The 24,173-nt window shown below is 42.1% G+C and carries 21 protein-coding genes; 7 read left to right on the forward strand and 14 right to left on the reverse strand.

Going from position 1 to position 24,173, the window contains the following annotated elements; all coding sequences use genetic code 11:
* Positions 1 to 7: 7 nt before the first annotated feature.
* Genes cydX through cydC form a run of 3 tightly spaced genes read left to right on the forward strand, consistent with a single transcriptional unit; the run spans position 8 to position 3,642 of the window.
* Positions 8 to 160 (forward strand): cytochrome bd-I oxidase subunit CydX, encoded by a 153-nt coding sequence (gene cydX / locus L3Q70_RS10860; protein ID WP_036969707.1) that lies wholly within the window; start codon positions 8 to 10, stop codon positions 158 to 160.
* The gene (gene cydD, locus L3Q70_RS10865) at positions 150 to 1,910 is read left to right on the forward strand and encodes a thiol reductant ABC exporter subunit CydD (RefSeq protein WP_237114260.1); all 1,761 of its coding nucleotides are present in this window, start codon (positions 150 to 152) and stop codon (positions 1,908 to 1,910) included. Before cydX ends, cydD begins: the two co-directional genes overlap by 11 nt.
* Positions 1,903 to 3,642: a thiol reductant ABC exporter subunit CydC gene (gene cydC / locus L3Q70_RS10870; RefSeq protein ID WP_237114261.1), complete on the forward strand. Its 1,740-nt coding sequence runs from the start codon at positions 1,903 to 1,905 to the stop codon at positions 3,640 to 3,642. Before cydD ends, cydC begins: the two co-directional genes overlap by 8 nt.
* Here the strand turns inward: cydC and L3Q70_RS10875 are convergent.
* From L3Q70_RS10875 to rpsB, 14 genes are all read right to left on the reverse strand, one after another.
* Complete coding sequence (locus L3Q70_RS10875; protein WP_237114262.1) at positions 3,639 to 4,010, reverse strand: septal ring lytic transglycosylase RlpA family protein; 372 nt, start codon at positions 4,008 to 4,010, stop codon at positions 3,639 to 3,641. The genes cydC and L3Q70_RS10875 overlap by 4 nt on opposite strands.
* 111 nt (positions 4,011 to 4,121) lie before the next feature.
* A complete protein-coding gene (gene lpxA, locus L3Q70_RS10880; RefSeq protein ID WP_062569884.1) occupies positions 4,122 to 4,892 on the reverse strand; it encodes an acyl-ACP--UDP-N-acetylglucosamine O-acyltransferase in 771 nt (256 codons plus the stop codon).
* Between the two features lie 2 nt (positions 4,893 to 4,894).
* The gene (gene fabZ, locus L3Q70_RS10885) at positions 4,895 to 5,347 is read right to left on the reverse strand and encodes a 3-hydroxyacyl-ACP dehydratase FabZ (RefSeq protein ID WP_062569883.1); all 453 of its coding nucleotides are present in this window, start codon (positions 5,345 to 5,347) and stop codon (positions 4,895 to 4,897) included.
* Positions 5,348 to 5,357: 10 nt separating this feature from the next.
* A complete protein-coding gene (gene lpxD / locus L3Q70_RS10890) occupies positions 5,358 to 6,398 on the reverse strand; it encodes a UDP-3-O-(3-hydroxymyristoyl)glucosamine N-acyltransferase (protein WP_062569882.1) in 1,041 nt (346 codons plus the stop codon).
* 9 nt (positions 6,399 to 6,407) lie between these two features.
* On the reverse strand, positions 6,408 to 6,926 hold the full coding sequence (locus L3Q70_RS10895; RefSeq protein WP_062569881.1) for an OmpH family outer membrane protein: 519 nt from the start codon (positions 6,924 to 6,926) through the stop codon (positions 6,408 to 6,410).
* Positions 6,927 to 6,937: 11 nt separating this feature from the next.
* Complete coding sequence (bamA, locus tag L3Q70_RS10900; protein ID WP_237114263.1) at positions 6,938 to 9,409, reverse strand: outer membrane protein assembly factor BamA; 2,472 nt, start codon at positions 9,407 to 9,409, stop codon at positions 6,938 to 6,940.
* A 107-nt stretch (positions 9,410 to 9,516) separates the two neighbouring features.
* On the reverse strand, positions 9,517 to 10,869 hold the full coding sequence (gene rseP, locus L3Q70_RS10905; protein ID WP_237114264.1) for a sigma E protease regulator RseP: 1,353 nt from the start codon (positions 10,867 to 10,869) through the stop codon (positions 9,517 to 9,519).
* 1 nt (position 10,870) lies between these two features.
* Complete coding sequence (gene ispC / locus L3Q70_RS10910; protein ID WP_062569878.1) at positions 10,871 to 12,070, reverse strand: 1-deoxy-D-xylulose-5-phosphate reductoisomerase; 1,200 nt, start codon at positions 12,068 to 12,070, stop codon at positions 10,871 to 10,873.
* Complete coding sequence (locus L3Q70_RS10915) at positions 12,067 to 12,933, reverse strand: phosphatidate cytidylyltransferase (RefSeq protein WP_062569877.1); 867 nt, start codon at positions 12,931 to 12,933, stop codon at positions 12,067 to 12,069. The genes ispC and L3Q70_RS10915 overlap by 4 nt, the downstream gene beginning before the upstream one ends.
* Positions 12,934 to 12,955: 22 nt before the next feature.
* Positions 12,956 to 13,735, reverse strand: a complete 780-nt coding sequence (locus L3Q70_RS10920; protein WP_237114265.1) for an isoprenyl transferase — start codon at positions 13,733 to 13,735, stop codon at positions 12,956 to 12,958.
* A gap of 105 nt (positions 13,736 to 13,840) precedes the next feature.
* Positions 13,841 to 14,398 carry a ribosome recycling factor gene (gene frr / locus L3Q70_RS10925; RefSeq protein ID WP_062569875.1) on the reverse strand — a complete coding sequence of 186 codons (558 nt, stop codon included), beginning with the start codon at positions 14,396 to 14,398 and terminating at the stop codon, positions 13,841 to 13,843.
* A 17-nt stretch (positions 14,399 to 14,415) separates the two neighbouring features.
* Positions 14,416 to 15,165 (reverse strand): UMP kinase, encoded by a 750-nt coding sequence (gene pyrH, locus L3Q70_RS10930; protein WP_062570043.1) that lies wholly within the window; start codon positions 15,163 to 15,165, stop codon positions 14,416 to 14,418.
* 152 nt (positions 15,166 to 15,317) lie between these two features.
* On the reverse strand, positions 15,318 to 16,169 hold the full coding sequence (tsf, locus tag L3Q70_RS10935) for a translation elongation factor Ts (RefSeq protein WP_062569874.1): 852 nt from the start codon (positions 16,167 to 16,169) through the stop codon (positions 15,318 to 15,320).
* 105 nt (positions 16,170 to 16,274) lie between these two features.
* Positions 16,275 to 17,003 (reverse strand): 30S ribosomal protein S2, encoded by a 729-nt coding sequence (gene rpsB, locus L3Q70_RS10940; protein WP_062569873.1) that lies wholly within the window; start codon positions 17,001 to 17,003, stop codon positions 16,275 to 16,277.
* Positions 17,004 to 17,251: 248 nt separating this feature from the next.
* Between rpsB and map the strand changes: the two genes are divergently transcribed.
* The 4 genes from map (at position 17,252) to L3Q70_RS10960 (ending at position 24,113) form a co-directional block, all read left to right on the forward strand.
* A complete protein-coding gene (map, locus tag L3Q70_RS10945; RefSeq protein ID WP_228074483.1) occupies positions 17,252 to 18,061 on the forward strand; it encodes a type I methionyl aminopeptidase in 810 nt (269 codons plus the stop codon).
* Between the two features lie 12 nt (positions 18,062 to 18,073).
* Positions 18,074 to 20,692 (forward strand): [protein-PII] uridylyltransferase, encoded by a 2,619-nt coding sequence (glnD, locus tag L3Q70_RS10950; protein WP_237114266.1) that lies wholly within the window; start codon positions 18,074 to 18,076, stop codon positions 20,690 to 20,692.
* 9 nt (positions 20,693 to 20,701) lie between these two features.
* Positions 20,702 to 21,529, forward strand: a complete 828-nt coding sequence (gene dapD, locus L3Q70_RS10955; protein WP_062569870.1) for a 2,3,4,5-tetrahydropyridine-2,6-dicarboxylate N-succinyltransferase — start codon at positions 20,702 to 20,704, stop codon at positions 21,527 to 21,529.
* A gap of 553 nt (positions 21,530 to 22,082) precedes the next feature.
* The gene (locus L3Q70_RS10960; protein ID WP_237114267.1) at positions 22,083 to 24,113 is read left to right on the forward strand and encodes a BCCT family transporter; all 2,031 of its coding nucleotides are present in this window, start codon (positions 22,083 to 22,085) and stop codon (positions 24,111 to 24,113) included.
* The last annotated feature ends 60 nt before the right edge of the window (positions 24,114 to 24,173 follow it).

Below are 24,173 nucleotides of genomic sequence, written 5' to 3' on the forward strand. Positions count from 1 at the left end.
TTTAATTATGTGGTATTTCGCCTGGATATTAGGTGTTCTATTAGCCTGTACACTTGGGGTTATCAACGTCATGTGGTACGAATTTCACCAACATAAAGATTCCATCGCTGATGATGAGCTAGAGCTGTACGCGAGACTCAAAAACAACGATGACAACTAAACCCCGACCAAATCGCGCGCAGCAGCAAACGCTGCGCGCGTTCTTAAAGCAGTATAGCCAGTCCGCTTCAGGGCTTCTGAAACTAAGCATTAGTCTGGGCACACTCAATGCCCTGTTAATGATTGCCTCTTGCTATTTACTGGCAAACGCAGTTCATCAAGTTATGTTTGAAGAAGCAAGTTTGCAAACTGTCACTCCTTTACTATGGCCCCTTGCAAGCCTTATTGTGCTTCGCGCCCTATTAGTTGCATTGAGTGAGCGAGTGAGTAGCCTTGCCGCATTAAAAATAAAAACGGTGATGCGCAATACATTACTTGCGAAGTTAACTAAATTAGGCCCTGCTTACAGTGAACACAAAGGGTACGGCGCAACACTTAATACCTTACATAATGGTGTTGAAACACTTCATCAATATTACGCAAACTACATTCCAAGCGTGGCGTACAGCGCACTTATTCCACTCGCTATTTTAGTGGTTATTTTTCCAACCGATTACAAAGCAGGGCTTATTTTCCTATTAACTGCCCCGCTTATTCCATTTTTTATGATTTTAGTTGGTCACAAAGCGGAGCAACTCAACCAAGAACGCTGGCAACAGCTCGCGGTACTTGGCAATTACTTTTTTGATCGTTTGCAAGGACTGACTCAGCTTAAGCTGTTTAATGCGACCAAACGCGAGCTAAATAATATTAGCCAGATTTCTGATGACTACCGTGGTGCAACCATGGGGGTGTTGAAAGTCGCCTTTTTATCCTCTTTCGCCTTGGAGTTTTTAGCTACCATTAGTGTTGCGCTTGTTGCAGTAATTATCGGCTTTAGACTGTTTTTTGGTACCCTCGATTTTGCCACTGGATTTGTGGTGTTACTACTGGCCCCTGAGTTTTACTTACCACTTCGACAAATGGGCACTCACTATCATGCAAAGTTAGAAGGGATCAGCGCCGCTGCTGATATGGTTGATATAATTAATCACAGCGAAGCACATGAGCATACGGGTTCATCACAATTATCAACACCGCTAAAAGACATACATGTGCATAGACTCACTTATCATTACCCTGACACAAACGAAGGGGTCACCGACATTAGTTTAAGTCTGCCGAATAAAGGGTTAATTGCATTTGTTGGAGAGAGTGGCTCAGGTAAAAGTACCCTCTTTGATTGCCTTTTAGGTTTTCACCATCAAGCTAACAGTGCCATCAATATTAACGGACAAGCACTCAGTGATATCGCACTACATAATTGGCAGGCGCAACTTGCGTGGATCCCACAACAAGCCACACTATTTTATCGAAGTGTTGCCGACAATCTACGCCTTGCCAAACCAGATGCAAGCCATGATGAACTTATTGCGGCCACTCGAAAAGCAGGCGCACTTGAGTTTATTAACGCCTTACCAAATGGCTTTGATACTATGCTGGGTGAACAAGGGGAAGGCCTCTCTGGCGGCCAAAAGCAGCGTATTGCTCTTGCTCGTGCATTTTTAAAGAATGCACCAATTCTAATGCTTGATGAGCCAACAGCACACTTAGACAGCCAAACAGAGCAGCTAATCAATCAAGCAATCCGATATTATGCAAACGATCATTTAGTGCTGGTTATTGCTCATAGGCTTAATACGGTAAAACACGCGGACAATATTTACGTTATGCAGCAAGGTAAAATTATCGAGTCGGGTCATTATCAGCAACTCACTGAACAAGCGGGTCTGTTTGCTAAACTTGTGAGTCGAGGTGAAGCGCATGTATAACTTCATTCGCTTATTAAAACTGTGCAAACCTCATGCTGGCATGTTGCTACTGGGCGCTTTTTTAGCAAGCTTGACTGTGCTTGCTAATGTTGGCTTGCTTGCAATATCTGGCTGGTTTTTAGCCGCAATGGCAGCCGCTGGCATTGCAGGTGTACATATGAATTATTTTACACCTGCAGGAGTTATTCGCTTTTTAGCCATTGTAAGAACTGCATCACGGTACGGCGAACGAATGATCACTCACAATGCTACATTTTTATTGTTAAGCGAAGTTCGTGTAAAAATGTTTGCAACACTGAGCCGACTCAACAACGTTGATTTGGCAATGAGTCGCAGTGCCGACCTTGTGAATCGTTTGCAAAATGATGTGGATGCCCTTGATAAATTTTACTTAAATATCTTACTTCCCATCATAATAGCCTTATTCACTATTCCAATTGTCATGGCATTTATGAGCGCATACAACGCGAAGGTAGCTTTGATTTGTTTTATATCGTTGATGATAATTGGTGTACTGCTACCAGTCTTATTAAGTCATAAACTACACAAACAAGCAGATACCGAGACCAGACTTTCAGCTGAGCTAAGAGCTGAGCTTGCCGATACGTTAAAAGGAAACCGTGAACTTGCAATTTATCAAGCGCATGATGCTCAGTTAACACGCTGCGATACACTTAGTCAGCAATATAATTCGCAACTTTATACTCGCCATAAAGCCATCGCGAACAGCAATGGTTTAAGCATTTTTGTTATACAATTAACCATGCTTGCAAGCGTTTTTGTGATTATTCCTTTGGTTGCAACGGGCGCTACGAAAAATGTTGAATTGGCAATGCTCGCACTATTCGTCTTGGCTAGTTTTGAAACTGTACTTACCCTGCCCGCAGCTTTTATCGAGCTCCCTGTCGCTTTAAGTGCAGCAGAGCGGCTATTTTCGCTAGCGGACAAACAAACACCAGCGCCTTACAAAAAGCACGACCAAGTAAATAATCAACACGCGCTCGGCTTAGAATTAACTAATGTGAGTTATCAATACTCTGGGGCGCATAATTACGCTTTGAGGGATATTAATCTATCCATTGCAGCTGGCAACAAAGTAGCACTGGTTGGTGCAAGTGGCAGCGGTAAAACAACATTAGTAAATTTACTCACCGGACTTTGGCCTTTACAGTCTGGCTCATTAAAACTGTTAGCGGCAGAACACAGTATTGAACTTAGTAGCCTAGACGCTAACGAACGCTTTATGCAGCTCACGATTGTCGCCCAACAGCATCATATTTTTGATGGCACACTAAGGGAAAACCTACGCTATGCGGCACCGGATGCAACGGATGAAATGCTATTACAAGCTTGCAAACAGGCAGAACTTGGCTCATGGCTGAATAACTTAAAAAACGGCCTCAATACCCGTTTAGGCACCGCAGGAAGAAAACTCTCCCATGGTCAGTCACGTCGTATTGCTATTGCGCAAGCATTATTAAGACAAGGTCATTTTGTGGTTCTTGATGAACCAACGGAAAGCTTAGATAATCACACTAAGCACAGTTTACTTAATACACTCGAAAAGGTCTGGGCTGAAAAAACCGTGCTAACAATCAGTCATGATCCTGTTATGTTGAATCGTGTTGATAAAGTCATTTGGTTAGAACAGGGGCAAATAAGAGCAATGGCAAGCCATGCTGAGCTGGTTGAGAATCAGCCAGATTATGTCGAGCTCATCACTCGTTTTTAATCAAGTTGCTCAACGGTAACGTCAATAACGCCTTGCTGCAAAGAAGCTATTTGTGAAAATGCCTTTTTAGACAAATCAATAATTCGACCGTGAACAAACGGACCACGGTCGTTAATGCTAACAATCACACTTTTATTATTTGCGATATTCGTCACTTTTACGCGGGTACCAAAAGCGAGATCTAGGTGAGCTGCACTCAATGCTTGTTGATTAAACACTGTACCGCTGGCCGTTGTACGACCATGGTATTTGTCCGCATAAAAGCTGGCTTTACCTCTGTGTACCTCGGCACTTGAGTTTATTGTAGGCGAGCTACTGCAGCCACTTAAAATTAAGCTTAACAATGCAAAGACGATGAGTTTGTTCATATTACTAGATCCTTTTTTGCTGTGAAGATAGCAAGCACTGACTTAGCAAAACCTGAACTATAAAAACAACAAAGCCACCTTACGGTGGCTTATGTAGGAGTTCGCTTATGATTAGCGAATAATTCCGCGCTCAGAGCTTTTCACAAAGTCGATCATCAGCTGAACAGCTGGGTATTTCGCTGCGTCTTCGCTCAGCTCAGCAATTGCTTCCTCAACACCTAAGCTCTTACGATAAAGTGTTTTGTAAGCGCGTCGAGTCGCCATTACTTCATCACTTTCAAAGCCACGACGTTTCATACCTTCAGTATTGATTGCGACTGGGCCTGCTGGCGTACCAATGGTTGTAACAAACGGCGGTACGTCTTTATTAACGCCTGAGTACATACCAACAAAAGCATGTGCACCAATCTTACAAAACTGGTGAACACCCGAGTTACCCGCAAGGATCACCCAGTCACCGACGTGTACATGACCAGCAACAGAGGCGTTGTTAGCAAAAATCACGTTATCACCCACGACTGCATCATGAGCAACGTGCGTGTAAGCCATAAACAAGTTGTTACTACCAATTTTAGTCACACCTTGATCTTGAATCGTGCCACGGTGAATTGTTGCACATTCACGAATGACATTGTTGTCACCCATAATCAAGGTAGTTGGCTCATTCGCGTATTTTTTGTCTTGGCAAGCTTCACCAACCGATGCAAACTGAAAAATATGGTTACCAGAACCAATTGTCGATGGGCCTTTGACAACCACATGAGACTCAATGATACAGTTATCACCAATCGTTACATCGTTGCCAATATAGCTATAAGGGCCAACTGAGACATTTTTTCCAAGCTTCGCACCTGGTTCGATTATTGCCGTAGGATGGATCACTATTAAAACTCTCTTCTCGCACACATGATTTCGGCAGTACACACAACTTTGCCGTCAACTTTTGCTTCTGCTGCAAACTTCCATATATTGCGGCGCTCTTTAACAAACTCTACATGCAAATGCATCGTATCGCCAGGTAATACTGGTTGCTTAAATCGTGCATTGTCAATGGCAGCAAATAAGTAAAGCTCATTATCGCTACGATTTTCAACTGTTTTAAAACCTAATAAGCCAGTTGCTTGAGCCATTGCTTCTAATATCAACACACCTGGAAAAATTGGTTGATTTGGAAAGTGGCCTGTAAAAATAGGTTCATTCACTGTTACATTTTTAATAGCATGTAACGACTTGCCTGGCGTGTAATCTAAAACACGGTCAACAAGTAACATCGGATAACGATGCGGAAGTAAATTCAAGATATCTTGAATATCAAGACTATTTAATTCATTTGCCAAAATAGCATCCTTATTTGTCTTCAATATTGAGTGACTTAGTCAGTGACTCAAGTGCTTTTAAGCGGTCTTTCATATCACCAAGGTTTCGGATATGGGCAATACTACGACGCCATTCTTTGTTGTTTTGATGAGGCAAACCTGATGAGTAAATCCCAGGTTCAGTGATTGCTTTTGTCACCATACTCATGCCCGTGATTATAGCACCATCACAGACACTGATGTGACCATTAATTGCAACCATGCCGCCAATTTGACAATGTTTACCAACAACAACACTGCCAGCAAAAACAGTGCAACCAGCAACAGCTGTTCCCGAACCGATCTCGACATTATGCGCTATTTGACATTGATTATCGATAATTACGTTACTATGGATAAGTGTGTCATCGAGTGCGCCACGATCAATCGTTGTTGAGGCACCGACTTCAACTTTATCACCAATAATTACACGCCCTAATTGCGGTATTTTAATCCATTCACCACGCTCATTGGCGTAACCAAACCCATCGCTTCCTACGACTGTATTTGCTTGAAACAGACAGTCACTGCCAATTTCAACTTCATGGTAAATACTGACATTAGCCCAAAGCTTTGTTCCTTGGCCTATTTTTACCTGCTCACCAATAAAGCAACCTGGACCAATCTGCACATCGTTTGCAATGACCGCATTAGCTTCTATCACCACATTGGCAGCGATCGAGACATTATCTCCAATTGATGCTGAATCATGGATGACTGCACTAGGGTGTATCCCTACTGATGCGCTGCGGGGTGTTGTATCCATTAACTGGGCAAGCTTGGCGTAGCATACATAAGGATTAGCAATAATGAGCTTATTGCCACTAAAATAGTCGGCGTCTGCCGGTGATAAAATCACCGCACTGGCATTGGTGCTCTCTAACTGAGAACGATATTTTTTGTTCGCCAAAAATGCAATATGCCCAGATTGGGCATTTGCAAGTGTTGATATTTTTTTAATCTCTTGAGTGCCATCGCCGTGTAGCTCAGCACCCAAAAGATCCGCAATCTGCGAAAGCGTGTAGTTTTGCATATGTAATTTCTATTGCTTACTTACTTTTTCAACAACTTTATCTGATAAGTCAGACACTGTTTTCGGGTTAACGTAGATTGTTGTTTCTTTAACTTTTACTTCGTCGTACTTACCAGCTTTAGCCACTTCTTCAATCGCATCGAGAATTAGCTTTTGAACTTTTGCTAACTCTTGGTTTTGACGCATTTTGATTTCTTGCTCTAACGGACGACCCTTTTCAGCCAGCTGTTGTTGCATACCTTGAATCTTAGTACGTAATTCTTCTTTTTGTTTGTCACTCATTGTTGTTGCTTCACGCTTGAACTTTTCAGCTTCAAAACGGATATCACCCTGCAATTTTTCAAGCTCTTGACGGCGTTCAGCAAACTCAGCTTCAAGTGTTTGCTCTACTTTTGCCATTTGAGGGATTTGTTTATAGATTTCTTGCATGTCAACAATAGCGACTTTATGTGCAAATGCACTGGTAGACAGACCCATTGATAAAGTAGCAAGTAGTGCAAACGCTGTTGATTTAATTGATTTTTTCACAAAAAACTCCTTTAGAATGTATTACTAATATTAAAGCTGATGGTCTTCGTATCGTCATCTTCTTCTTTTTGCAATGGATACGCAAAACTGATCAGCATCGGACCCATTGGAGAGATCCATTGTAGTGAAAGACCGGTTGATACCCTAAAGCGCATCGGATCTGAATAATCCTCTAGTTTTGCGCGTTGATCAGGGGCTAAGTTTTGGTAACGGTCAACGTTAAACTCTGTGTCCCATACGTTCGCAGCATCTACGAAGAAGCTTGTACGTACAGAACTCGTGTTTTCTTCATCCAAGAATGGAGTTGGTACAATCAGCTCCATACCTGCAACCGCTTTAGCGTTACCACCAATTCGGCCTTGCAATCTTAATACGTCAAATTCTGACGCCCCACCAATACTGCCGGTTGTTGTACCATCGTCTTGTGGCGTACCTGGGATTGTTTGCGGTGTACGTGATACAGCACGTGGTAAAATGGTATTTCTATCAAAACCACGTAATTCCATCTCAGTAATACGGAAGTACTCTTGGAACGGTAATGTTTGATCAAACCCATTGGTTGAACCGTAACCATTACCATAAGCAAGCGCTGCACGTGTTGAGAATACCCAACGATGGTCATTGCTAATCGGCCAGTAAAAACGTGAGTCATAATTTAACTTAAAGTAAGTTAAATCTGAGTTCGGTGTTGTTGCCGTTAGATTAAGTGATTGACGCGAACCCGCTGATGGGAATAAACCACGGTTTACTGTCACTCGCGACCAACCTGTGCTCAACTCGTATTTAGTAAAGTTAAAGCCAGCATCTGGGTTTTCAGGGTCTAAGAAGGTTTCTCGCATTACGCGTGTTTGCTCGTATTCTGCGATATCCGATAACTCTTCTTCAATCCAACGGATACCGAAATTTATACGGTTTACAGCATCAATTGGGAAACCAATATTGGTACCGATACCATAGCTTTTCGATTTATAGTCGATGAGGCTAAATTTACTTGCATCATAGTTACTATAGAAAATGCTACTGCCCTGCGAAACACCATCTGGGGTGAAGTACGGGTCAGTATACGATAAGCTAATACGCTCTGAACCGCGTGACGTATTGATATTAAAACCAATTTGGTTACCAGTACCTAAGAAGTTCGACTCACTGACACCAATGTTAAATTGCAGACCTAAGTAAGAACCATAGGCAAGACCTGCATTAAAGCTACCTGCTGACTGTTCTTTCACGGTAAAATCAACGTCTACTTGGTCATCAACACCAGGGACAGGAACAACATTGAAGTCAACGCTTTCCATATACGGCAAACGTTGGATTTGCAATTTAGAGCGTTCAAGGTTTTGATTAGAAAGCCACGCACCTTCAAGCTGGGTCATTTCACGACGAACAACTTCGTCTGAAGTATTTTGGTTACCGCCAACGATAATACGACGCACATATACACGCTTGCCAGGGTCTACCGACAGCGTTAACTGCACTTCTTTATTTTCATCATCGATTTCAGGAATCGTGCGTACTTCAGCATTCGCATAGCCAAATCGGGCTAGGTAGCTCTTAATAAACTCTTCTGATGAGGTAACCACAGAACCGTTATACAATTCACCCGCTTTAAGTGGAATAACACTTTTAATAAGCTCTTCGCGGCCAAGTAAGTCACCGATAAAGTCAAACCCTTTTACAGTGTATTTAACACCCTCAGTCATGTTTGCAGTCACATATACTGAATCTCGCTCAGGGCTCACAGACACTTGTGTGGAATCAATACTAAAGCGTAAGTAACCACGGTCTAGATAGTAACTGCGGATTTTTTCAAGATCGCCTTCAATCGTTTGTTTCTGATAGCGGTCACTTGACATGAACTTCCACCATGGCAAATCTTGTTGAGATTCAGCCAATTTGAGCAGCTCTTCATCTGAGAAAAGTTCATTACCAACAAGGTTTATTTGACGAATTGACGCAGCGTCACCTTCATCAAACTTAAATAATAACTTTACACGGTTACGAGGTAGCTTGGTGATGCTTACTTCAACTTTAGCATTGTATTTACCAATACTATGGAAGAACTCAACAAGCCCTTTTTCAATATTATCAAGGACGGTTTTATCAAGAGGCTCACCGGTACGAATATCTTGTTGATCAAGTGATTCGTTTAGCTGCTCATCTTTAATATCTTTATTGCCGTCGAATTCAATCAAACTGATTGTTGGGCGCTCAGTGACACGGAAAATAACATTATTGCCGTCACGCAACGCTTTAATATTATCAAAGTGACCTGAACGATAGAGTGACTTTATGGTTCTTGAAATTGTGTACTCATCAATATTATCGCCCACGTTGATCGGAATATGCGTCAGTGCAGCACCTAATGCAACACGTTGTAAACCTTCAACTTTTAAATCTTCTACAATAAAGGAGTTTTGGCCTAGGGCTGCAAAGCTTGCACCTAATAAACTTGAAACTGCCAAATGTTTTTTTATAGCCATTTTGTTATCTTTATCCTTTACAACTGTATTACCGCTCAACACCTTGTAAATTTAACTTTTTGCAGTGTTTTACAATCGTGTTCAAATTGGAATTTTCCGCTTACTTGTTATAAACGTGATACATCATTGAACAAAGCGAAACATGTTAAAAATATGAGCAGTAAGGCGCCCAATTTAAAACCAAACTCTTGTGTCTTTTCAGAGACAGGCTTCTTACGAAAAAGTTCAATTATGTAATACATTAAGTGCCCACCATCAAGCACTGGCAACGGCAATAAGTTAAATACGCCAAGGTTAACACTGATTAATGCTAAAAAGCTTAAAAATGCAACCAAGCCATAGCTTACGCTAGTCCCCGCCCCCACTGCAATGCCTACGGGCCCACTTAAGTTTTTAACTGACACTTGACCCGTAATGAGGTTGCCAATCATATCAAAACTTAAGGTTATTAAACGCCATGTTTCTTTTATGCCCAGCACAATACTATCGACAGGGCCATAATGTCTAGTTTCAATGTAGTTTTCTGGCCAAGGCTCGACCTTTGGTGCAACTCCTAAAAACCCTTGCAACACGCCAGCATCGTTATCACGGCCATCGGGTGTGACAGTAAGTGACTCAATGCTACCTTGTCTTTTTACACTAAATTGTAAGGATTTGTTAGGTGATTGTTGAATTATAGAGACTAACTGGGTCCAATCGCTGATATTTTCGCCATTTACTGCTGCGATTGTATCATTTACCTGAAGACCAGCCCGCTCAGCTGCAGAACCTTTATTGATTTGCGCGACCGTTAATGTCGCTTGAGGTCTAAATGGAACAATACCAATCGACGTTAGCGGAGGCACATCTTGTTGATCTAACTTCCACCCATCTAGGTTCAATGTACGAACATGCTTTTGGTAATTTTGGTCGCGTAATGTCACCACAACACTTTGCTCACCTAAACGACTCATTAATGAGAAAGTAGCATCTTGCCAAGTGCTAATATCATCTTCACCTATTTTGATAATTTGTTGGTTTGCTTCGATATTTGCTGACTCTGCACGGCTACCTTGCGTGACCTCACCAACGACAGGTTTTAATGACTGGACGCCCACCATATACATTACCGCAAGGGCAAAAATAGCAAATAAGAAGTTCGCCATGGGACCCGCTGCAACAATGGCAATACGGGCTTTTACAGACTTGGCATTAAATGATAGATGGCGCTGCTCCGGAGGGACTTCGTCAACTCGTTCATCCAGCATTTTAACATAGCCACCCAATGGGATAGCAGCAATGACGTATTCTGTTTTATGCTTGTCGTACCATTTTATAAGTGGTTTGCCAAAGCCAATTGAAAAGCGTAAAACCTGTACACCGGCTTTACGCGCCACCCAAAAATGACCATATTCATGCACGGTCACTAAAATTCCCAGTGCAAGAATGAATGAGCCTAAATTCCAGAAAAAATCAAACATCTTAATTCATGCCCTTTTTAACAAGTTCAAGCGCTTTAATACGTGCAGCTTTATCGCACGCTAATATTTCTTCAAGTGTTTGTACATTAACATTCAAGGTTGACTCTAATGTCTGCGCATTAACACGGAAAATATCTGTAAAGCCAATTTGCCCATTTAAAAATGCCGCAACAGCGACTTCATTGGCAGCGTTGACTGTCGTTGTTGCACCTTGCCCCATTTCACTGGCGTCGATTGCTAATTTTAAATTTGGATAACGTGCATAATCAGGTTTAGTAAACGTAAAATCAGCTAGCTCTGAAAAGTCGAGGGGCTTCACACCTGCATCAACACGATCTGGAAAAGCAAGTGCATGTGCGATAGGTGTGCGCATATCTGGATTTCCCATTTGCGCAAGCACAGAGCCATCTTGATACTGTACCATTGAGTGAATAATACTTTGCGGATGAATGACCACTTCAATATCACTGGCGTGACAGTTAAATAACCATTTCGCTTCAATGAATTCGAGGCCTTTGTTCATCATGGTCGCTGAATCAACAGAAATCTTTTGTCCCATAGACCAGTTAGGGTGAGCCACCGCCTCAGCGACTGTAACAGATGATAATGTGGCTAAATCACGGGTTAAAAATGGCCCACCAGAGCCTGTTAACAAGATTTTGCTCACGCCGTTATCACCAAGTAACCCTGATGTGTTCTGTAATGATGCAGGCATGCATTGAAAAATAGCATTATGTTCGCTATCAATTGGCAGTAGTGTTGCGCCATGTTGCTTTACTTTGTCAATAAACAACTGACCTGACATCACCAACGATTCTTTATTAGCAAGCAGTACTTTCTTACCGGCTTCAACGGCACTCAAGGTGGGTAGTAAGCCTGCTGCTCCCACAATAGCCGACATCACTGTATTAACGTCGGGGTGAGCCGCAAGCTCGCTCATTGCTTCTACGCCTGCAAGCACTTCGGTCGTACAGGGTGTATTTGCAAGTAAGCTTGATAACGCCTTTGCTGCCGCACTATTAGCCATAACAGCAAATTTCGGTTGATGCGCTAAACAAAGTTCAGCCATTTTTTCAGCGTTCTGCCCTGCGGTTAACGCAAAAATAGCGAAGCGATCCGTATTTCGAGCGACAACATCTAACGTACTTAGGCCGATTGACCCCGTTGCACCAAGCACTACCAGTTGTTCAGTCTTGCTCATAAACTTAATGTCCATGCATAACAAAGCACGAAAATAGGTGCTGCTGCAGTGAGACTGTCAATACGGTCTAAGATACCGCCATGACCTGGTAAACATGAACCGCTGTCTTTTAAACCCGCTTCACGTTTAAACATACTTTCAAGTAAGTCACCCACCGCAGAAAACAGTGCTATAAATGCAGTCATAATGGCATAAACAGGCCAAACAGCCATATCAACGTCGCTAAAGTGACAAAAAGCCAACACGAAGATAACCGATGCGACGACCCCACCAAGTAACCCTTCAATGGTTTTATTAGGGCTGACTTTAGGCATTAATTTACGTTTACCTAAGTTCTTACCTGTGAAATAAGCGCCGATGTCTGCACTCCAAACAATACCTAAAACCACTAAAATCAGCATTGAACCAAAGTGAGTCGATTCGTTATAGCCCGCACTTCTTAAGGTATTTAACGCCAACCATAATGGCACGAGGGTTAGAAAGCCTGCTATCGCTCGCATCACAAGGCCTTCATTCCAAGCTTTCGCCATGGCGGGGTAGCGCCATACTAAATAAGTGGCAACAATCCACCACGCGAACGACAAGGTAAACAAATAATTAGCATCGCCCACCAGCTTACCATTTTGCCAAAGCGACTCTATCGGCCAGTGCCAATTTAGAAGAGCAAGAATGACAGCGGTCGCAGCGACAAAGCCTAGCCGTTTGAATTTATCGCATAGGCCCATAAAAGCAGACCATTCCCACGCACCGAGTAAAACAATACCGGCAGCGATATAACTAAATAAAGTAAGTGGGGTATAAAAAACCAATACAAGTGCAAGTGGCGCAAGTACAAGTGAGGTTAAAATTCGTTGTTTAAGCAATGTGTGTACCTTCAACTAGTAATTAGGTTTCGGCGAGTAATTGTTTTATTTGTTCACCGGTACAACCAAATCGTCGCTCTCTGGCAACGTAACATGCGATAGCGTCAGCAAAAGCAGCTTCATTAAAATCTGGCCAAAGCGTATCTGTAAAGTAAAGCTCAGCATAAGCAGCTTGCCACAAAAGAAAGTTACTAATGCGTAAATCACCACCGGTACGGATCATCAAATCAAGTTCCACCTGTCCTGCCATACTCATGTGGTCGTTCATATGCTGCTCAGTGATTTCATCTGCGTCTAACTCACCCGCAGCGACTTTCTTAGCAAGCTGTGTTGCGGCATTGGTAATATCCCAACGACCACCATAATTAGCCGCGACATTTAATTCTAACCCAGTGTTGTTGCGAGTAAGTTCGTGCGCAGCATCTACTTTGTGTCGTAAACCTTCAGAAAAACGTGATAAATCACCAATGATATTTAGTTTTACATTATTTTTATGAAGTTTTTTTACTTCTTTGCCCAGTACGAATAAAAACAACTCCATAAGTGTATTTACTTCGTCCTCTGGGCGGCGCCAATTTTCACTACTAAACGCAAATAGTGTTAATGACTGAATACCTAAGCGAGTACAAAATTGCACTGATTGACGCACCGCATCAACGCCCTTTTTGTGCCCGTAAACACGTGGGCGATTTTTAGCTTGCGCCCATCGACCGTTACCATCCATGATTATAGCGACATGCTTAGGCAAACTTTGCTGGGAAATTTTATCAGCGTTAAGAACCATAAATATCGAGTATTCCATAAAAAAACGCCGTCTAGTATACCCTAGACGGCGTTTCAAAACTAATAAATTTAGTTATGCCAATTACCTATTCAGGATGAATGCCTGAAAGATAAACAGGACGTATTAGATTTCCATCAATTCAGCTTCTTTCGCTGTTAATTGTGTATCCATTTCTTTAATGAACTTATCAGTAAGCTTTTGAATTTCATCTTCAGCTTGACGTGCTTCATCTTCCGAAATGTCTTTATCTTTCAATAAGCTCTTAATGTCGCCATTCGCATCACGACGGATGTTACGTACCGCAACACGACCACTTTCAACTTCACCACGTACAATTTTAATAAGGTCTTTACGACGCTCTTCAGTAAGTGGAGGAAGTGGAACACGAATAACCGTACCTGCAGACATAGGGTTTAAACCTAAGTCTGAAGCCATGATCGCTTTTTCTACAGCTTGTGCTAATGACTTGTCAAACACGCTAATAGCCAGTGTACGCGAGTCTTCAATTGTGACGTTTGCAACTTGGTTTAACGGCGTATCAGCACCATAGTAAGATACTTGAATACCATCAAGTAACGCAGGGTGAGCACGGCCTGTGCGAATTTTAGATAATTGGCTGCCTAGTGCCGCAACACTTTTTTGCATGCGCTCTGACGCATCTTTTTTGATATCGTTAATCACGGTTCAATCCTAATAATCTATTTATTTATTTCATCTGAGGCTTGTGAAGAAATAAGTGTTCCTTCATCTTCACCCATAATAACACGTTTCAGCGCGCCAGATTTGTTCATATTAAATACGCTTAAAGGCATTTTATGATCTCGTGCAAGTGTGAATGCAGCTAAGTCCATAACCTTTAATTCTTTTTCAATGATTTCATTGTAGCTCAAGTGGCGATATAGTGTAGCTTCTGGATTTTTAACTGGGTCATCAGAATAAACACCGTCCACTTTTGTCGCTTTGATAACTGTGTCAGCTTCAATTTCGATACCACGTAAACACGCGGCAGAATCTGTAGTAAAGAACGGATTACCCGTACCCGCTGAGAAAATCACTACACGGCCAGATTTTAATAAGCTGATTGCTTCAGCCCAGTTATAAGCATCACACACGCCATTTAGTGGGATAGCTGACATTAAGCGGCAATTTACAAATGCGCGGTGTAGTGCATCGCGCATTGCCAAGCCATTCATTACTGTTGCTAGCATTCCCATGTGGTCACCCACTACGCGGTTCATGCCAGCTTCTGCTAATGAACCACCACGTAAGAAGTTACCGCCACCGATAACCAAACCTACTTCTACGTCGAGCTCTACAAGTTCTTTAATTTCTTGAGCCATACGGTCAAGTACTTTCGGGTCGATGCCGAAGCCTTCGTCTCCCATTAATGCTTCACCGCTAAGTTTAAGAAGAACACGTCTAAAAATAGGTTTACGATTGATAGTCATAATATTTGGGCCAGCCTTAGTAATGAGATAAAAAATAACCGCGCTATGGTTACACATAAAACGCGGTTATTTTAAAGAATTTTCATCAGTGACGCAAAAGCTAATAGCAGATTAATTTCATCTAATTTCGCCCACATCACTCAAGCAGAAAATTACTCGCCTTTTGCAGCAGCAATTTGTGCAGCTACTTCAGCAGCGAAATCTTCTTCTTTACGCTCGATACCTTCACCAACTTCTAAACGGATGAAGTTAGAAACAGTTGCGCCTTTCTCTTTAAGAATTTCGCCAACAGTCTTCTTAGGCTCCATGATGAAAGCTTGACCAGTAAGCGAGATCTCACCAGTGAATTTCTTCATACGGCCAACAACCATCTTCTCAGCGATTTCAGCAGGCTTGCCTTCGTTCATCGCGATATCGATTTGAACTGCTTTTTCTTTCTCAACAACGTCTGCTGGTACGTCTTCTGGGTTAACGAACTCAGGCTTAGACGCAGCTACGTGCATAGCAACTTGCTTAAGTGTTTCTTCGTCAGCTTCACCAACTACAACAACACCGATACGGTCGCCGTGACGGTATGAAGAAAGTTTGTCACCATCGATGTACTCAACGCGACGAACATTGATGTTTTCACCAATTTTAGCAACTAGTGCAACACGCGTTTCTTCGAACTGTGCTTTAAGCGCATCGATGTCTGCTTTAGATTCTGCAGCAGCGTCAAGAACTTGGTTAGCGAAACCAAGGAAGTTACCGTCTTTAGCAACGAAGTCAGTTTGACAGTTAACTTCAAGAAGCGCAGCGAAACCGTTACCTTCTTTGATTAAGATTGTACCTTCAGCAGCGATGTTACCTGCTTTTTTAGCAGCCTTTGCAGCACCGCTCTTACGCATGTTTTCGATCGCTAACTCGATGTCACCGTTCGTTTCAGTTAACGCTTTTTTACAATCCATCATGCCAGCGCCAGTACGCTCGCGTAATTCTTTAACTAGGGCAGCAGTTACAGCCATTAGAATATCCTCAATTGAATTCTGTTATTAGGGAAGCGGTATGGGCCGCTTAACAAGAATAACAAGTCTTCACCTTAATTAAGATGAAGACTTGATGACAGCTAATTACTCAGCTTCTACGAAATCGTCTTTCTCAGCTTGAGCAACGATGTTGTTCTCACGACCTTCAGTGATCGCAGCTGATACAGCGCCAGTGTAAAGTTGGATAGCACGGATCGCATCATCGTTACCAGGAACAACGTAATCAACGCCGTCTGGGTTAGAGTTAGTATCAACGATAGCAACAACTGGAATACCTAGGTTGTTAGCTTCACGGATAGCGATGTGCTCGTGGTCTGCATCGATAACGAAAAGTGCGTCAGGAAGACCACCCATGTCTTTGATACCACCAAGGCTCTTTTCAAGCTTTTCCATTTCACGAGTTAGCATTAACGCTTCTTTCTTAGTTAACTTCTCGAAAGTACCGTCTTGGCTTTGCGCTTCAAGATCTTTAAGACGCTTGATTGATTGACGAACTGTTTTCCAGTTAGTCAACATACCACCTAACCAACGGTGGTTTACGTAGAACTGCTCGCTTTGAAGAGCTGCTTCTTTAACTGCTTCGCTTGCTGCGCGCTTAGTACCAACGAAAAGTACTTTACCTTTGTTAGAAGCTGCGTTCGATAAGAACTTAAGTGCTTCGTTGAACATTGGTACAGTTTGCTCTAGGTTGATGATATGAACACGGTTACGAGCGCCGAAGATGAAAGGCTTCATCTTAGGATTCCAGTAACGTGCTTGGTGACCAAAGTGAACACCAGCTTGAAGCATATCGCGCATTGAAACGTTTGCCATTTGTAAATTCCTCTAATAGTTTAGGGTTAGGCCTCCACATATCCCATAGCACCAACACCTAAGTTAATTTGTAACTTATGTGCACCCAAGTGTATGTGACGATACGTGTGTGTGTTAAAATAAAATTGTGTTTGCCTTAAATACAAAAAATCAGTTAAGAATTTATTTGTAAAAAGACGGCGCGCTTTATACCATATTAAAATTGAAAACTCAACATTCAGTGCAAAATTTGTGCACTGGAAAATGACCTGAAAAACAACTTTGGAGCCTCAATGAGTGCTGTGATCAAGACCCCTGAAGAAATCGAAAAAATGCGTGTTGCCGGGCGCTTAGCCGCCGAGGTACTTGAAATGATTGAACCGCATGTGGTGCCAGGTGTAACCACAGATGAACTAAATACAATTTGTCACGATTATATTGTTAACGTTCAAGATGCTATTCCAGCACCGCTTAACTATCACGGTTTCCCAAAATCAATTTGCACCTCAGTGAACCATGTAATTTGTCACGGTATCCCAAATGACAAACCACTTAAAGAAGGTGACAGCGTCAATATTGATGTAACTGTAATCAAAGACGGTTACCATGGCGATACATCTAAAATGTTCCATGTTGGTACACCAAATATCCAAGGTAAGCGCCTTGCTGAAGTAACACAAGAGAGCCTGTATCTTGCCATTAAAATGGTGAAACCTGGCGTTCGCTTAGGTGACATTGGTGCTGCGATTCAAAAATACGCTGAAAGCTTTAGCTATTCGATTGTACGTGAATACTGTGGTCACGGTATTGGTGCAGAGTTCCACGAAGAGCCACAAGTTATGCACTACGGCAAAGCAGGTACTGGTGAAGTATTAAAAGCGGGCATGTGCTTAACAATCGAACCTATGGTTAATGCGGGTAAACGCCAATGTAAGTTGCTTAAAGATGACTGGACCGTAGTAACAAAAGACCGTTCATTGTCTGCGCAGTGGGAACATACGCTGTTAGTGACTGAAAATGGTGTTGAAATTTTAACGCTCCGATCAGATGATACTATTGACAGGATCATCGAACACTAGGAGCCAGCCCCTGTGGCATTACCCAATAAAGTAAAGAAGTTGCTTAGCCAAGCTGAGCAACTTAGCGACTATCGCGACTGTTCAAGTTATTTTTACAAATGGCTTCAGAACGAATTTTCTAAACAACCCGTCAGCAACTTAATCAATGCCCGCGCTGAGTTTATCGATCGCTTATTGATTAAACTGTTCCATGATTACGACCTTGCACACGAAAGTGATTTAGCCCTTATCGCGGTAGGTGGTTATGGCCGTGGCGAATTACACCCCTACTCCGACATCGACTTTATGTTGCTAGTTAGTGAGCAACCAAGTGATGCGGTGTGTGAAAAGATTGGTCAGTTCGTCACTATGCTTTGGGATCTCAACTTAGAAATTGGTCACAGCGTTCGCACCATAGAACAAGCATTAGAACAAAAGCGCGAAGACGTGACATTTGCCACCAGCTTACTCGAGAGCCGACTCATTTTCGGTAATCATATTGAGTTTGAAAAACTCAAAAGGCATTTAATCGATACGCCCATTTGGCGCTCTGATGAATTCTTTTTGGCAAAAGTACAAGAACAGAATTTACGTCATAAAAAGTGCCATGGCACAGCCTATAACCTTGAGCCTAATATTAAAGAAAACCCTGGTGGTTTACGTGATTTACAAACTATTATATGGGTGGCTAAAAAACACTTTAGAGCGGAGACATTACAAGAGCTTATCAATCACGGCTATCTGACTCACGAGGAATATCAAGAGCTCTCTGAATGCTTAGAGAACTTGTGGAATATTCGATTTGCATTGCATATAGCTGCAGGACGTTCCGAAAATCGCTTATTGTTCGATCATCAACCTAACGCCGCTGAAATACTTGGCTTTGGTAGTGATGGTAAAGCCTCTGTCGAGCGTATGATGAAACGCTTATTCCGAATTATGAGCCGCGTACGAGAGCTTAATCAAATGTTGCTTTCATACTTTGAGCAAAGCATTTTACCGGGTGCCGGAGAGTTACCTGTCGTTGAGCTCGACCGTAACTTTGAGCGTATTGGTCATCAAATTCGGGTAAAAAACCCCTCTGTGTTTTTCCGCCGTGATCAGCTATTTGTGTTGTTCGAGCACATAGCTGATAACCCTGAAATCACCCATATTTACCCAAGTACCATTCGTACAATGCGCCAAGTACGACGCCGTTTACTCGGTGATTTACAAGATTACGCCGCCTGCCGCGAAGCATTTTTACGACTTGTAAAGCATCCAAACGGCATGGGTCGTGCATTCACGCTTATGCATAAGCACGGCATGATTGCAGCCTATTTACCGCAATGGCGAAATATTTTTGGACAAATGCAGTTTGACCTCTTTCACGCTTACACCGTGGATGAGCACACGCATAAATTAATCAACAATATTTACAAATATTTTGATAAGTCAAAAGTCAGCGAGTTTCCGCTCTGTAGTGAAATAGTCACGCGCATGGATAAGCCTGAGTTACTTTATTTAGCAGGTATTTTCCATGATATTGCCAAAGGTCGTGGTGGCGATCACTCAGAGCTTGGCTCTGTAGACGCCCTTGCTTTTGCCAAGCTTCACCGCTTTCCAGCATCCGATGGAAAACTCATTTCGTGGCTTGTTGCTAATCATTTACTGATGTCGGTCACAGCGCAACGCAAAGACATTAACGACCCTGATGTCATTAAAGACTTTGCCAGCAAAGTAAAAACTGAGCGTCAGCTCGATTACTTATATTGCTTAACACTGGCTGATATCCGTGCCACCAATGATAACTTGTGGAATGATTGGAAGAACACACTACTACGAGAGCTTTATTTACACACCCAGCGCGCACTTCGTCTAGGGCTAGAAAACCCGATGGATCAACGTGATCAGATTCGTGATAAAAAACAACAAGCTAAACAACGTCTATTGAATCACGGCTGTAACGAAGACCAAATTGATTTAATTTGGAGTCGCTTTAAAGCCAATTACTTTACTGCCTTTAGTGAACAACAAATTTCATGGCACACCGAACATTTACTCAATTGTGAGGACTTAAGCCAGCCCAGTGTGATGGTGTCTGATACCGCCATGCATGGGGGAACGCAAGTATTTGCTTATAGTCCATACTCAGGCGGGCTGTTCGCTCGTTTAGTCAGTGTCATCGGCTCTAAAAAAGCACAAATTCAACATGCACAAGTCCTCACGACAAAAGACGGTTATGTGCTATTTAGTTTTGTTATTCTGGAAGTGAATGGCGACCCAATTGCCAGTAATCGTGCGCAAGGTATTAAACGCGCACTTGATGCCGCAATTAGTGATCCTAAAAAGAAAATTCGTTTTAAAAAGAACCGCTCACAGCGTTTTAAAGACTTTAATATTAAACCCAAAATTGTGCTTAGACCGCATGCCCGAAAAGATCGCAGTTTAATCGAAATTCAGGCAGTGGATATTCCTGGGTTACTCACGAAAATTGCCGAAGTGTTTCAAGCACACTTATTACATATTCATGCCGCACGGATCACCACTGTCGGTGAACGTGCAGAAGATTTCTTCGTGGTATCAAATAACGAATACCAAGCATTAACAGACGAAGAACAAGCAAAAATTCATCAAGCATTGCGTAAAAAACTCAACGCAGAAACCGAATAAGAGGACCTTATGTCAGATTTAAAAACCATGATCGAAAACGCTTGGGACAACCGCGATAGCATCAGCCCAAGCACGGTATCAAGCGACGTGAAACAAGCTATTGTCGACGCACTTGAACTACTTGATAGCGGCGCTGCGCGTGTTGCTGAAAAAATCAGTGGTGAGTGGGTTGTACATCAATGGTTGAAAAAAGCGGTGCTATTGTCTTTTCGTATTCGTGATAACCAGCCAATGAACGATGGTGTTAATCAATTCTACGACAAAGTACCACTTAAATTTAGCGACTACACACCAGAGCAATTCCAACAAGGTGGCATGCGTGTTGTGCCAAATGCGGTTGCTCGTAAAGGGAGTTTCGTAGGCAAAAACGTGGTACTCATGCCATCTTATGTTAACATCGGCGCTTACGTTGATGAAGGCACCATGGTTGATACATGGGCAACCGTTGGCTCGTGTGCTCAAATTGGTAAAAACGTACACTTATCTGGTGGTGTAGGCATAGGTGGCGTACTTGAACCACTGCAAGCAAACCCTACGATTATCGAAGACAACTGCTTTATTGGCGCACGCTCTGAGATTGTTGAAGGTGTTGTTGTTGAAGAAGGCGCCGTTATCTCAATGGGTGTATATATCAGCCAAAGTACGCGCATTTATGACCGTGAAACAGGTGAGATCCATTACGGTCGCGTACCTGCCGGTGCAGTTGTTGTGCCAGGCTCATTGCCTTCAAAAGATGGTTCACACAGCCTTTACGCTGCCATCATCGTAAAAAAAGTAGATCAACAAACTCGCGAAAAAGTGGGTATTAATGCCCTCCTTCGTTCAATTGACGAGTAACTGCTTGCAATAGCAGGTTTTCATAACAGCGCTAGCCATAATGGTTGGCGCTTTTTTATACTCGTCTATTTAAGTTTTTGCTTAATTTGCTTAAATTGTGACACCTTATTTCACATATATGTTTCATCGTGTATCTGCTTTGCTATTATTTGGCGTTACTTCTGACCCACTGTTTACCTCACTGAAGTGATTTTTAGTGCTGGCGATATAGTTATTATCCGAGGTGCCGAACAATTACAAACAGGTTAAGAAGTTGAGGTGCAAGGTAAACTTTAAATTCTCCCCTTAAAAGAAGGCTTAAAATAGTAAATTAGGAGCTACTTTATTTATACTATCTAGTACGAGTTGTGTACTCCTAAATTAGAGTCTACCAGTTAACGTTAATGCACTTATTTTTGATGCGCTTAGTACATCTTTATTAACTCCCCCTTAATATTGGAAAAGCAATCAATATATTTAAAAACAATCCTTTATAACTAGCTATTAATGGTTTGATCCAATAAGGTAGTTGGTAAGTACGCTTAAAGTTAGCTTTAAAATAAAGGATTTATTTATGGCAAGAAAAACCTTACGCTCAACTATTTTACTACCCGTATTTTTACCGGCAGTCTCTATTATCTTTTTACTTGTGCTTGGTACAATCAGTGATCCTGAACAAGCAGGTAAAGCATTTTCAGTAACGCTATCTTGGATAACAGAAACCTTCGGCTGGTTTTATATGTTATCTGTTGCGGTATTCTTAGTATTTATAGTGTCCATAGCAGCCTCTAGCTGGGGTAATATAAAGTTAGGCCCCGCTCACGCAGAACCCGAATATAGCTCTTTAGAGTGGTTTGCTATGCTCTTCTCGGCAGGCTATGGTGTGGCACTTCTTTACTTCGGTGTTGCAGAGCCTGTGCTTCACTATTCCTCACCGCCTAGTGGCGCAGCAGAAACTATTGATGCAGCAAAGCAAGCGATGCAAATCGCATTTTTTCACTGGGGCTTTCACATTTGGGCAATTTATGGCGTCGTCGGTCTTGTTCTTGCCTACTTTGCATTTCGCCATGGTCTACCATTATCCATTCGCTCAGCCTTATACCCGCTAATTGGTGATAAGATCCATGGCCCTATTGGTCATTGCGTCGATATATTTGCAATTTTGGGAACCTTGTTCGGGATTGCAACCACATTAGGCTTATCTGTTACGCAAATTAATGCTGGCTTACATTATTTGTGGGAAGGTATTCCCATTAGTACTACAGTGCAAATTGTCACCATAGCCGTCATAACCGGTGCTGCAACTTTATCGGTAGTAGCGGGGTTAGATAAGGGAGTAAAACGCCTATCTATACTCAATATGGCTATCGCTATAACGTTAATGTTGTTTGTATTTTTTGTTGGTTCAAGTATCCATATCTTAGAATCATTTTTACAAAATACAGGTAGCTACTTAAGTGGAATTGTAGAAAGAACCTTTAACTTACAAGCATATACCCGCAGTGACTGGATAGGAAATTGGACACTATTTATCTTTGGCTGGACTATCGCTTGGGCCCCTTTTGTTGGCATGTTTATAGCAAAAATAAGCCGTGGTAGAACAATCAGGCAATTTGTTGTGGGTGTCATGTTAGTGCCTAGTTTATTTACTTTTTTATGGTTTTCCATTTTTGGTGACACAGCATTAAACTTGATAATGAACGAAGGGTTAAATTCACTTATTACTGATGTTGAAGCAAATCACGCTGTTGCTTTATTTCAATTATTCAATGCGTTACCGCTTTCATCATTTGCCTCTTTCTTAACTGTTATTTTGATTATCACGTTCTTCGTGACGTCATCTGATTCGGGTTCATTAGTTATTGATTCATTAGCATCAGGCGGCAGTATTCATACCCCTGCTTGGCAGCGAGTTTTTTGGGCTGTACTCGAAGGTGCTGTTGCTGCGGTATTACTTTTAGCAGGTGGCCTTAAAGCACTTCAAACAATGACCATAGCCACTGCCCTGCCCTTTGCTATTATTATGCTACTAGCCTGTGCGGGGCTATGGCGTGCTCTTCGTATTGAGGGCCACCGAGATATGAGTTTACAAGCTCATACGCTCATTAATAAAAATTTAGACCTTTCTCTGTGGAAACATCGCTTAAAAGCAATGATTGATTACCCTAATAAGCAAGAGGTGCATGCATTTATAAACGAGATTGTTGTAACTGCTATGAAAGAAGTGCAAAGCGAGCTAATTAACCGTAATTGGCAAGCCACTGTTGATATTGACAGTGATATTGGCCGAGCATATCTAACAGTAACACGCCATCACCATGTCGACTTTGTATATGATATTAGGCTTACCGAACATGTTAAACCGGGCTTCGCATATGCCGAGCCCGCCGCTGCAGATAGTGAATCGCAACTGTATTATCGTGCGGAAGTGTTTTTACGTCGCGGTGGGTTGTCATACGATATTTATGGCTTTGAAGAAAATGATGTTGTGAAAGATATTCTCGACCAATTTGAAAACTATTTACACTTTTTAGATAACAGTCCAGGCGATCTTCCTTGGGATTTAGAAAAACATGATGATATGTTAGACACACGTAAAGATTAACAAGTAAAGCTAGCTTGTATCTCTGTGATTTAATCGATGTGGCATTATTCAAGCCAGCAA

The sequence above is a fragment of the Pseudoalteromonas sp. CF6-2 genome (genome assembly GCF_021729425.1).
Lineage (GTDB): Bacteria > Pseudomonadota > Gammaproteobacteria > Enterobacterales > Alteromonadaceae > Pseudoalteromonas > Pseudoalteromonas arabiensis.